The sequence below is a fragment of the Arthrobacter sp. G.S.26 genome, from assembly GCF_050847375.1.
Lineage (GTDB): Bacteria > Actinomycetota > Actinomycetes > Actinomycetales > Micrococcaceae > Arthrobacter.
Genome location: NZ_CP193752.1, coordinates 728526 through 739970 on the forward strand (window position 1 = coordinate 728526; position 11445 = coordinate 739970).

Here is an 11445-nt window from a genome sequence, read left to right on the forward strand (position 1 = left end):
ATCATCCCGCAGGCGCGGGCGCCTTCAGGACGTAGCCGCGCATGATGGCCATGATTGCTGCAACGCTTTGGTCACGGGTGCGCTCCGGATTGTAGGTCTGCCGGTCCAGTCCCACCACAAAGCAGGCGCCGAAGATCGCCGTTTCCAGGCTGCCGCGCGAAACGGTCGTGTCCACGGGGTAGGTTTTGGCCACGTTCTCCACCGCAGCGCCGATCACCGCCAGTAGTTCACCGCGCAGCACAGCGAACGTTCCCTGCCATTCGCTGGGGATGCGCCAGTTTTCGCTCACCCACAGGCGGGCGAAGGAAGGGTAGTCGGACATAAAGTCCATGGCCGCACCGATCATCCATTCCATGGCAAGCAACGGATCCTGCGTGCCGGAGGGAACAGGCTGAGCAGGATCCTGGGTGCCGGCGGGAACAGGCTGAGCGGGATCCTGGGTGCCGGCGGGATCCTGCGTGCCGGCGGTGCCGGGGTCCTGGGCGCCGGCGGGAACGGCGGGGGCAGGCCCCTCCAGCCGGGCCTTGAGGATGTCCACGCCGTGCCGCAACAGTTGGGCAATCAGCTCGGATTTGCTGCCGAAGTTGTAATAGACGGTGCCCTTGGAAACGCCCGAGGCCGCAGCGATCTCATCAACAGTCACACCGGCGGCCCCGCGCTCGCCGATCAGCTCCATGGAAGCGTCGAAGATTTTCTGCCGGGTGGCGCCGGTGCGTGCGGGCCGCAGGGCTTTGGCAGGCTCAGGGGTTCCGATGCTCATACGGCGATCTCCGGCTTGAGGCTTTTCAGCGTCCAGTATTTGTTTTTGCGTACTGCCAGGGTGGACAGGGCTGCCCCCAGGAGGGTGTAGCCCAGCAGCCCCAGCACGGTGGGGATGATCATGGACAGGTCGGCGCCGTAGATCAGGTGCCGCATGCCGGTGACCACATATCCCATGGGCAGGATTTCATGGACCACGTGGAGGGGCTGCGGCGTGGTCTGCCACGGGAACGTGCCGCCGGAGGACACCAGCTGCAGTACCAGCAGGATCAGCACCACCAGCTTGCCGGGGGAGCCCAGCAGGGCCACCACACCCTGGATGAGCGCGCTGAAGGCCATGGCGGCCGCCAGCAGGAAGAGCCACATCAGGAACGGGTGGGCCGGGTTCAGTCCCAGCGCCAGGTCCACCACCAGCGTCAGCAGGGTGGCCTGGACCACCGATACCGCCAGGAACGGCAGCCAGCCGCCCACCGCAATCTTCCACGACGGCGCGTTGGAGGCCAGCGCACGCTGGGTGATGGGCCGCATCGCCTGGACCAGCATAAAGATTCCGATCCACATGGCGAGGGTGAGGAAGAAGGGTGCCAGCCCCGCCCCGTACGAGCCTGCCTTCGCCTGCGAGACGTTGCTGACGGACACTGGATCGGCGATCACGCGGGAGAGGTTGCTCTTTTGTGTGTCGTCGGGGTTGGGTACCTGGCCCGCGCCCTCGCCGATTTCGTCTGCCAGGGTCCTGGACCCGTCCGCGGCTGTGCCGGCACCCGCGGCAAGCTGGGCGGCGCCGTCGTCGAGCTTTCCGGCTCCGGCCACCAGGGAACCTGTGCCGTCCACGGCGGTCTGTTCGCCGGTGGCCAGGGTGGCGGCGCCGGTGTGCAGCTGGTCCGCACCACCTGAAGCCTGCACAATGGCGTCCTTCAGGGCGGGGGTAGCGGCAGCCAGCTGGGATGCGCCGACGCTGACAGCTTCTGCGCCGTCCGCCAGCTGCTGGATCTGGGCGGCGTCGGTCTGCAGCTTCGTTTTGGCCGTGGTGACCGGGTTGGACGCGGCCACTGCGTCGAAGTCGGCAAGAATGCTGTCTGCCTGCTCCTTCGTGATCACGCCTGCGTCCATCAGCCGGGTGTTGGATGCCACCACCCGGTCCCGGAGGCCTTTGTCCGCGGCCTCCAGTTGTGCGGCAACGTCCTGGACCTTGGTGTTGAGCTGCGCGTTTCCAGCCGCGACCTGCGCCGCACCGTCCGCCAGCGTCTTTGAATCGGTGGGGAGCATGGACGTTTTGTCCCTAAGGAGGGACAGCCCGCTGCTCAGGGAGCCGGCACCCTCCGTCAGCTGGTTGGCACCGTCGCGGAGCTTCACCTGCCCCGCGTAGAGTTCGTTGGCTCCGCTGTTCAGGGCAGTTGTTCCATCATGCAGGGTAGCGGTTCCGTCCCGAAGGGTGGCTACGCCATCGGCCAGTTGCCCCGCGCCGTCAGCGGCCTTGAGCATCTGGGTGTGGATGGTGCCGAAGCCCGTGAGCAGCTGGTTGGCAGTCTCTTCGCCCACCTCCGTGGCCACGGTGCTGTGCACCGCGGTGGTCAGCTTGTCCACAATGGTGCTCAGGAGGTAGTTGTTGGCGTCGTTGGTGGTGACATTGAGCATGGCCTGGCTGGCGGAGTCGAAGCTGCCAGGCGAGACCAGGTTGGCGGAAAAGTCCTGCGGAATTTTCAGTGCAAAGGCATAGTCGCCGTTGCTGACGCCCTGATCCGCCTCCTGCGTGCTTGCCACAGGGATCCAGTGAAAGACGTTGCCGTCCACCAGGCTGTCGGCCACTTTTTCGCCGGCCGCCAGGGTGCTGCCGTCGGCAGCGGTGGCGCCGGTATCCTCCACCACCAGGGCGGCGTCCAGGTGGTCCAGGTTGCCGTACGGATCCCAGTTGGCGTAGAGGTACACCGCGCCGTACAGCAGCGGGACCATTGTCAGGGCAAGAATGGTCAGCTTGGGCAGCAGGCCACCGGTCATGCGCTTGAGTTCGGAGCGGGCCAGCCGCAGCACTGTCACTTGGCAACCTCAGTTTCGGTTTCGGTTATGTGTCTGGCCGGCACTCTTGGCTCCGGCTCCGGCTGCGTTGTGGTGGCCGGCTCCGGCTGAGCAGGAGTGGGCTCCGCCGGCTGTGGCTCCACTGCGCCGGAGCGCACGGCCACGGAACCCGGCGTGGTGGGCTCTGGTACGGCAGTTTCCGGCCCGTCGTTTTCCTGCCCGGGCACAGCGTTGCCGATTTCCGCGACAGCCCCCGACCATAACGCCGGGACGGCACTGACGGTGGCGACGACGGCGAGCTGCCGGCCGCCGTCGGCCGCCAACTGCATCAGCCGCGGCAGCCAGTCCTGGGGATCCGCGCTGTGCCGGTCCGGGGAATCCACCACCACAAGGTCCGTGTGCGGGTTCGCCAGGGCCAGCGCCGTCAACAGTTCGAGGCGCCGCTTCGGGCCCAGTTGCTCGGTCCAGAGGTCCGCGATGTCCTCGAAGCTGTGGACCTTGAGCCAGGGTTTGCTGAGCAGCGCCCCACGGTAGCGGCGGGGGATGAGTGCCAGGTCCTCGGTCACCAGGTCGCGGACACTGAGGTGCCGCTCGGGCTCGTTGACGTCCACCGCGTCCACCAGCGCACTGGCCTGCCGAAGCACTTTGATGCGCGGATTGGCGTCCCAGGTGATGGTTCCCCCGCCTGGCTTCATCCGGCCGCTGAGGGCAAGGGCCAGCGCGGTCCGCTGGTCCTGCCGGGCGCCGGTGACCAGAAGGAGCCCGCCGCGCCGCACCGAGAGTGAGGTGGCGGGGACTAGCGGGTCCCGGCGTCCGGGGACGTGAAGCTGGTGTGCTGAGAGCAAGGAAGGCCTTTCAGGGGATACGTCTGTATCCAGCCTAACCGAACTGACTGGTCAGTTCAAATAGCTATGCCTCGTGCTTAGAGCCCGTATTTCTCCAGGAGCCGCAGCCACACCTCGCTGATGGTGGGGTAGGAGGGGACGGCGTGCCACAGCCGGTCCAGCGGAACCTCACCCACAATGGCGATCGTGGCCGCGTGCAAAAGCTCCGCCACGTCGGGTCCGGCGAAGGTGGCGCCCAGGAGCACCTTGCGGTCCTCGTCGATCACCAGCTGGGCCCATCCCTCATAGTGCTCGGAGTGCAGGGATGAGCCGGCCACCTCGATGGGCAACTCCACCGAGGAGGCGTTGCAGCCGTCCTTCCTCGCGGTGTCCAGGGTGCGCCCCACCATTGCCAGCTCAGGGTCGGTGAACACCACGCTCGGCACGGCGTGCTGGTTGGCGGTCTGGGCGTACCGGCTCCAATCGGGGGCTGCGCCTTTGAGGGTTCCGTTGGCCCGGGCGCTGATGGCGTCCCCCGTGGCCCGGGCCCCGTATTTGCCCTGGTGGGTGAAGAGGTTTCTGCCGGCGGCATCGCCCACGGCATACAGCCACGGCTCGTCGCCAGGTGCGCCTGCCACCAGGCCGGTATTGTCTGTGGCCAGGTTGAAGCGGCCGTTGCTGTCCGGGCCCAGGCCAACACTTTCCAGGCCGAGGCCCTCGAGGGCCGGGTGCCGCCCGGTGGAGACCAGGACCTTATCCGCCGTTACGGTGGTGCCGTCGCCCAGCGCCAGGCTGAACGTCCCGTCGTCGTTCTCCTTAATGCTGTTGGTGGCGGTGTGCAGCCGGAGCTCCACGCCGTCTGCCCGCAGGCCTGCGGCCACAAGGTCGGCGGCTTCGGTGGGGAAGCTGCCCAGCAGGCTGCTCCTCGCTACAAGGGTTACGGCCGCGCCAAGGCGGGCAAAAGCCTGTGCCAGTTCGACGCCGGCAACGCCGCCACCCAGGACGGCCAGGGACGCCGGGATTTCGCTGGCAGATGTGGCCTCCCGGGTACCCCAGACCTGGAGGTCCTCCAACCCATCGATGGGAGGTATGGTGGGCATCGAGCCGCTGGCCAGGACCACCGCGTGGCGTGCCTGCAGCCGGTGCTGCACGCCGTCCAGACCGGCCACCTCCACCTGCCTGGGCGCTGTCAGCCATGCGTGGCCGCGCACCAGCTCAATCCCGGTGTCCTTGACCCAGTCAACCTGGCTGTCATCCTGCCAGTTGGACGTGAAATAGTCCCGCCGCTTCAGCACCGCGGCGGCATCGAGGGGTTTAGTCACCGATTCCTTGGCGCCGGGGGTGGTCTGCGCTCCATGCAGGGCGGTTCCCGGGCGGAGCAGCGCCTTGGAGGGCATGCAGGCCCAGTAGGAACACTCGCCGCCCACCAGTTCGGCTTCCACCAGCACCACGGAGAGCCCGCCCTGGACCACCCGGCCCGCCACATTCTCACCAACGGCGCCAGCGCCGATCACCACTACATCAAATTCGCGCTCAAGGGCCTCGGGCATCATGGGAAAAGCCTACGCCGGGCAACGTGTGAAGAAGCGCGTGGCAGACCCGGGGCCGGCGGTACGGCGGATGCAGGGTCTGGTCGGAAAACCAGCACCGACACACAAAAAAGGTCCGCACCGGCGAACCGGTGCGGACCTTGTTGGTGCGCCCAAAGGGATTCGAACCCCTGACCTTCTGTTCCGTAGACAGACGCTCTATCCAGCTGAGCTATGGGCGCATTCCGTGTCCCAGGAGAAGAACCGCACTCCCTGAACCTCGAATTACTTTACGCGAGGGTTGGCCGTGTGCCAAATCGAAACGCCTGTAATCTGCACAACTAGACCGGTCTACGTGACCTTAGTCACTAAAAGTGGGATTTTGGCCAGAGTTTTCCGCGTATTTCCGCGGTTTTGCCATTCCGGCCGCCGGAAGCGACGGAATGGGCCCCAAAAAACCCAGTGGTCCGGACCATAGCATTTAGCACACACCGATGAACCCCAGGAAGGGATCCGATATGAGCGATCTGGCGCACAAGCCGCTGCTTGAGAATGCACCCACCACCCATGCCGGCCTGCTGGCTTGGGTTGAAGAGGTTGCCGGGCTCACGCAGCCGGACCGTATCTACTGGGTGGACGGCTCTGAAGCTGAAAACACCCGCCTCACCGATGAGCTCGTGGCAGCCGGAACGCTGACCCGGCTGAACCAGGACACCTTCCCGAACTCCTTCGCGGCGTTCTCCGACCCGGCAGACGTTGCCCGGGTTGAAGAGCAGACCTTCATCTGCTCGGAAAACAAGCGCGATGCAGGCTTCACCAATAACTGGATGGAACCGGCCAGCATGAAGGAGAAGCTGCGCGGCCTGTTCGCCGGCTCCATGCGCGGCCGCACCATGTACGTCATCCCGTTCGTGATGGGCCACCTTGACGCCGAGGACCCCAAGTTCGGCGTGGAAATCACTGACAGCGCCTACGTTGTCGCCTCCATGCGCATCATGGCCCGGATCGGCACGGACGTCCTGGACCGGATCACGGAGACCAACGCCTTCTACGTCCCCGCCCTGCACTCCCTGGGTGCCCCGCTCGAAGCAGGCCAGGCGGATGTGCCGTGGCCCTGCAACACCGACAAATGGATTGTGCACTTCCCGGAAGAGCGGTCCATCTGGTCCTTCGGCTCCGGCTACGGCGGAAACGCCCTGCTGGGCAAAAAGTGCTACGCCCTGCGGATCGCGTCCGTGATGGCCCGCGACGAAGGCTGGCTGGCCGAGCACATGCTCATCCTCAAGCTCACCTCGCCGGAACAGAAGACGTACTACGTCTCCGCTGCCTTCCCGTCCGCCTGCGGCAAGACCAACCTCGCGCTGCTCGACCCCACCATCGATGGCTGGAAGGTCGAAACCCTGGGTGACGACATCACCTGGATGCGTTTTGGCAAGGAAGGCGAGCTGCGCGCCGTCAACCCCGAGGCAGGCCTCTTCGGCGTGGCTCCGGGGACCGGCTGGGGCACCAACCCCAACGCCATGCGCGCCATCGCCAAGGGCAACAGCATCTTCACCAACGTGGCGCTGACCGACGACGGCGGCGTGTGGTGGGAGGGCATGACGGAGGAAGTGCCGGCGCACCTCACCGACTGGCAGGGCAACTCCTGGACGCCTGATTCCGACGCCCCGGCCGCGCACCCGAACTCCCGTTTCTGCACCCCGATCGACCAGATCGACATGCTTGCCGAGGAGTACAACAGCCCCGACGGCGTGGAGCTTTCCGCGATCCTCTTCGGCGGCCGCCGCAAGACCACCATCCCCTTGGTGACCGAGGCCCGCAGCTGGTCCAACGGCATCTTCATGGGTTCCACCCTGTCCTCGGAAACCACTGCCGCGGCAGCCGGCGCGGTGGGTGTGGTCCGCCGCGACCCCATGGCCATGCTGCCCTTCATCGGCTACGACGCCGGCGACTACCTGAACCACTGGGTCAACCTGTCCGCCAAGGGCAACCCGGAGCGCCTGCCCAGGATCTTCCTGGTCAACTGGTTCCGCCGGAACGCCGAGGGTGGTTTCGCCTGGCCCGGCTTCGGCGACAACGCCCGGGTCCTCAAATGGGCCATCGAGCGCCTTGAAGGCAAGGCTGACGCCGTGGAGACCCCCATCGGGTTTGTGCCCACCGGCGACGCGATCGACCTCAAGGGCCTGGACATGACGCCGGCGGAGGTCGAGGACGCCGTCCGCGTGGATCCCGCCGAATGGGCCACCGAGCTCGCATCGATCGAGGAGTGGTACGCCAACTTCGGCGGCTCGCTCCCGGACGCACTCCAGTCGGAACTCGCCGGGCTGAAGGAACGCCTCGGCTGATTCTTACGCGTACGACGGCGGCCCCGCACCTTTTTCCGAAAAGGTGCGGGGCCGCCGTCGTTATGCTGCCGCGGTGCCGCCGAATTTGGCAGTGGCCACTGGACAGCGGCGGGCGCGGGGTCGGTGCAGCTCAGCCTGCCTGCCAGATGTCGGGACCAAACACCTCGTAGTGGATCGAGGTGGCGGGGATGCCGGCGTCGATGGCCTCGCTGCGGATGCTGCGCATAAAAGGCAGGGGGCCGCAGAGGTAGAGGGCGGCGCCGGCTGGCAGGTCCACTTCCCGCAGGGACATAAAGCCCTGGTTGGATCCGGCTGCGGGCTCCTCCAGCCACAGCTGCAGTTCCGCGCCGTCCAGCCGCGCGACGTCATGCGTCATCTGACTGCGCAGCGCCCAGCTGTCCATTGTGCTTTCTGCGTGCAGCACCAGGACCTGCCGCTCCGAACCGGCCGCCGCGAGCGAGCGCAGGATGGAGGCTGTGGGGGTGCAGCCGATACCGGCCGAGGCCAGGATTACGGGGCCGGTACCGTCTTTGAGCGTGATTCCGCCGTAGGGATTGGAGATCTCCAGGATGTCGCCAACCTGGACGTCCCGGTGCAGGACGGGGGAGACCTCGCCACTGTCGTCGAGTTTGGCGGTGAAGCTGCGGCCGGTGCCGGCGTCCCCCGACAAGGAGTACTGGCGGACCTGGCGGATCCCGTCCGGCAGCGCGACCTTGACGCTGATGTATTGGCCGGGCAGCGCTGCAGTGACGGGGGTGTCGTCGGCAGGTTCCAGTGTGAAGGTCAGGGCGCCGCTGCCGGCGGGGGTTTTGGCGGTGACCGTCCAGGGCATCCACATGCGGCTGTTGGCCTGGCTGGCGTACAGTCCCTTTTCGAGTTTGATCAGGGCGTCCGCCATCAGCCAGTAGACCTCGGTCCACGCTGCGGCGATGTTGGGGGTGATGACTGCGGCGAGGTCCTCGGCGATGGCGGCGAACAGATGCTGGTACACCACCTGGTACTGCGGTTCGCTGATGCCAAGCGACGCGTGGCGGTGGGCGATGCGCGCCAGGACAGCCTCGGGCAGAGTTCCTGGATTGTCCACCAAATGGGTTGCAAATGCGGCGATGCTGCCGGCCAGGGCCTGCTGCTGGGTGCCGGAGCGCTGATTGGACCGGCTGAACAGGCCGTCCAGCAGTTCCGGGTGGGCGGTGAACAGCCGGTCGTAGAAGGTGGTGGTGATGGCACCGATCCGTGAGCCAACCAGCGGGAGGGTGGCTTCGATGACGGGGCGTGATTTGTCCGACAGCATGGGAACTCCTGAAGTAGGGACCGGGGCCTTCGTTCGGCCGAAATACTTGCATTTTTAATGCAAGTATTTATGCCCCATTTCTACACTGCGTAGAAATTTGGGTCAAATCCCTCGTGGGTGGGCAGCTGGGTGCGGGTAAAACCGGTCGGGTCAGAGCCCGGGGCGCAGGCCAATCAGTTGGAAGACCGGCGCCATCTGGCCGCTTCCGGGCAGTTCCGCCACCACGACGGTGTCGAGCTCCCGGTAGAAGGCCTCGCGGGCCCTGGCCAGCGCGGCCCGCAGCTTGCAGTCGTTGATCAGCGGGCACGGTCCGCCGGGGGCCACGCAGTCCGCAGGATCGGTCCGCGTATCAAGCTCCCGGAGGACCCGGCCAACAGTGACCCGGCGGCCGGCAGGGTTCAGCCGGGAACCGCCGGAGCGGCCACGCTCCACATCGATCAGGCCAAGGGCCCGCAGCCTGGCCATTGCCTTGCTCACGTGGTTATACGGCGTCCCCACCGCATCGGCGATGTTTTGGGTGGTGAGCAGGGTCCCGTCCGGGACTGCGGCGAGCACCAGCAGTGCCCGCAGGCTGACATCCGCGAACGCGTTGATCTTCACGGCAGCTCTGGTCTAGTCCACCCAGATAACGGGCTCGTTGGTGTCTGCCGCGAGTTCCCCGAACTCCCACGTGTGGGTGGCCTGGTTGGCCGCGTACGGCAGCACGGCGGCGAACACTGCGCCGTCCCGGTGCTCGGTGGCCACGGAGATGGCGTCCGAGTCCTCCTCGAGCAGCATGATGTCGCAGACCACTGCCGCCGCCCGGAAATCGTCCCGGTTCTGGCGCAGCAGGGCGTGCAGGTCGCTGATCATGGCGTCGGCGTCGAAATCCGCGTCCTCCCCTGCCGGGGAGTCAGCGGGGGAGACCGCCACCAGGCGCACCTCGCCGTCGTTCTGCACGGTCAAGGCGAAGGGCAGGAAACCGCCGTTGCGCTCCAGCTGTTCCTGGGCTGCGCTGACGCCGGTCCCCAGGAGGTTTTCCAGGTCCGTGGCCGTGGCCTCGGGCACCGAATCGCGCCATGGGAGGTCGCCGTTCGTGGTCTGGTCCGCGGCGGCAACGCCGTTCTCTTCCGCCAAGGGTCAGGCCCGCACGATCGACAGGACCCGGTCGCGGACGCGTTCCATGGTGGCGCGGTCCGTGGCCTCTGCGTTGAGCCGCAGGAAAGGTTCGGTGTTGGAGGGGCGGAGGTTGAACCAGTAGCTGCCGTCGTTGGCCGTGAACGTGCTGCCGTCCATGGTGTCGATGGTGATGTCCTCGGCGGCGAAGTCCTGCCGGACGCGGTCCACAGCGCCGGCCTTGTCCTCGATTTCGGAGTTGATCTCGCCTGAGCTGACGTACGGTTCATATTCGCGGCCCAGGTCGGAGAGCGCGCCGTCCTGCTCGCCGAGCGCGGCGAGGACGTGCATGGCGGCCAGCATGCCGGTGTCCGCGTTCCAGAAGTCCCGGAAGTAGAAGTGGGCTGAGTGCTCGCCGCCGAACACCGCGCCTTCCTCAGCCATAACGGCCTTGATGAAGGAATGGCCGACACGCGTGCGGACGGCGCGGCCGCCGTCGTGCGCCACCAGTTCCGGAACCGCGCGGGAGGTGAGGAGGTTGTGGATGATCGTGGGGGTGCTTTCGCCCTGGGCTTTCGCGCGGGCAATCTCGCGGCGCGCCACCATACCGGTGATGGCCGACGGCGACACCGGCTCGCCTTTTTCGTCAATCACAAAGCACCGGTCGGCGTCGCCGTCGAAGGCGAGGCCGATATCGGCACCGTGCGCCACCACCGCTGCCTGCAGGTCGCGGAGGTTTTCCGGCTCCAGCGGGTTGGCCGGGTGGTTGGGGAAGGACCCGTCCAGCTCGAAGTAGAGCGGAACGATGTCGAAGGGAAGCTTGGGCAGCAACGTGTCGCCGAGGACGGCGGGGGTGGTCAGGCCGGCCATGCCGTTGCCTGCGTCCACCACGATCTTGAGCGGGCGGGAACCGGTGAGGTCCACCAACGTGCGCAGGTACTCGGCGTAATCCTTGAGGACGTCACGGACGCCGATCAGGCCACGGGTTTCCGCTGCGGGGATGCTGCCGGTGTTGAGGTACTGCTCGGCGAGGGCCTGGATGTCCTTGAGCCCGGTTTCGGAGGAAATGGGCACGGCCCCGGCCTTGGACATCTTGATGCCGTTGTAGCCGGCGGGGTTGTGGCTGGCGGTGAACGTGGCGCCCGCCCGGTTGAGGAACCCGCAGGCAAAGTACAGCTCATCGGTGGAGATCAGGTCCAGCAGCTCAACGTTGGCGCCGCGGGTGGCTGCGCCGTCGGCGAAGGCCTTACTGAACTCGGGGGATGAGGGACGCATGTCCCCGCCCACCAGGATGGTCTGGCCCTCAAGTTCCAGAATGTCCACAAAGGCGGCCCCCACGGCTTCGACAATTTCGGCGGTGATGGACTCGCCCACAATGCCACGGACGTCGTAGGCCTTGAAGGATGCTGAAAGATCAAAAGTCTTTGTCTGTTCGCTAGTCACGGGCTTTATCTTACGTGGGCCGGTGAAGCGGCTGTTCAGGCGCGGGCGCGGCGGCATTTTGTGACGCCGCCGGGGCACGGCCCCCGGCCCGGTTGTCCACAAACGGGACTCCGGTTGGGCGGGGTGTCGGTGCCGGCTGGGATACT

Annotated in this window: 9 protein-coding genes and 1 tRNA gene; 1 reads left to right on the forward strand and 9 read right to left on the reverse strand. The window is 66.4% G+C overall.

What is annotated here, in order from left to right; genetic code table 11:
- Window position 1 precedes the first annotated feature (1 nt).
- The 5 genes from ACRB8A_RS03465 to ACRB8A_RS03485 form a co-directional block, all read right to left on the reverse strand.
- A complete protein-coding gene (locus ACRB8A_RS03465) occupies window positions 2-760 on the reverse strand; it encodes a TetR/AcrR family transcriptional regulator (RefSeq protein ID WP_432245595.1) in 759 nt (252 codons plus the stop codon).
- On the reverse strand, window positions 757-2793 hold the full coding sequence (locus ACRB8A_RS03470; protein ID WP_432245596.1) for a YhgE/Pip family protein: 2037 nt from the start codon (window positions 2791-2793) through the stop codon (window positions 757-759). Before ACRB8A_RS03470 ends, ACRB8A_RS03465 begins: the two co-directional genes overlap by 4 nt.
- On the reverse strand, window positions 2790-3617 hold the full coding sequence (locus tag ACRB8A_RS03475) for an ABC transporter ATP-binding protein (RefSeq protein ID WP_432245597.1): 828 nt from the start codon (window positions 3615-3617) through the stop codon (window positions 2790-2792). Before ACRB8A_RS03475 ends, ACRB8A_RS03470 begins: the two co-directional genes overlap by 4 nt.
- 77 nt (window positions 3618-3694) lie before the next feature.
- Window positions 3695-5149 carry a dihydrolipoyl dehydrogenase family protein gene (locus ACRB8A_RS03480; RefSeq protein WP_432245598.1) on the reverse strand — a complete coding sequence of 485 codons (1455 nt, stop codon included), beginning with the start codon at window positions 5147-5149 and terminating at the stop codon, window positions 3695-3697.
- Between the two features lie 141 nt (window positions 5150-5290).
- A tRNA-Arg gene (locus ACRB8A_RS03485) sits at window positions 5291-5367 on the reverse strand.
- A gap of 276 nt (window positions 5368-5643) precedes the next feature.
- On the opposite strand from ACRB8A_RS03485, the gene ACRB8A_RS03490 reads away from it, so the two are divergent.
- Window positions 5644-7470, forward strand: coding sequence for a phosphoenolpyruvate carboxykinase (GTP) (locus ACRB8A_RS03490; protein WP_432245599.1), 1827 nt, complete (start codon window positions 5644-5646; stop codon window positions 7468-7470).
- A gap of 130 nt (window positions 7471-7600) precedes the next feature.
- Here the strand turns inward: ACRB8A_RS03490 and ACRB8A_RS03495 are convergent, their stop codons facing one another.
- The 4 genes from ACRB8A_RS03495 to ACRB8A_RS03510 form a co-directional block, all read right to left on the reverse strand.
- Window positions 7601-8761 (reverse strand): globin domain-containing protein, encoded by a 1161-nt coding sequence (locus ACRB8A_RS03495; protein ID WP_432245600.1) that lies wholly within the window; start codon window positions 8759-8761, stop codon window positions 7601-7603.
- Between the two features lie 150 nt (window positions 8762-8911).
- Window positions 8912-9361, reverse strand: a complete 450-nt coding sequence (locus ACRB8A_RS03500; protein WP_050686112.1) for an RrF2 family transcriptional regulator — start codon at window positions 9359-9361, stop codon at window positions 8912-8914.
- A gap of 12 nt (window positions 9362-9373) precedes the next feature.
- Complete coding sequence (locus tag ACRB8A_RS03505; protein ID WP_056600168.1) at window positions 9374-9877, reverse strand: hypothetical protein; 504 nt, start codon at window positions 9875-9877, stop codon at window positions 9374-9376.
- Between the two features lie 3 nt (window positions 9878-9880).
- Window positions 9881-11299, reverse strand: a complete 1419-nt coding sequence (locus tag ACRB8A_RS03510) for a phosphomannomutase/phosphoglucomutase (RefSeq protein WP_285241910.1) — start codon at window positions 11297-11299, stop codon at window positions 9881-9883.
- Window positions 11300-11445 lie beyond the last annotated feature (146 nt).

Coding starts and splice junctions, on each gene's coding strand:
- ACRB8A_RS03495 (WP_432245600.1), bottom strand. CDS start 8,761: ATGCTGTCGGACAAATCACGCCCCGTCATCGAAGCCACCCTCCCGCTG.
- ACRB8A_RS03465 (WP_432245595.1), bottom strand. CDS start 760: ATGAGCATCGGAACCCCTGAGCCTGCCAAAGCCCTGCGGCCCGCACGC.
- ACRB8A_RS03480 (WP_432245598.1), bottom strand. CDS start 5,149: ATGATGCCCGAGGCCCTTGAGCGCGAATTTGATGTAGTGGTGATCGGC.
- ACRB8A_RS03490 (WP_432245599.1), top strand. CDS start 5,644: ATGAGCGATCTGGCGCACAAGCCGCTGCTTGAGAATGCACCCACCACC.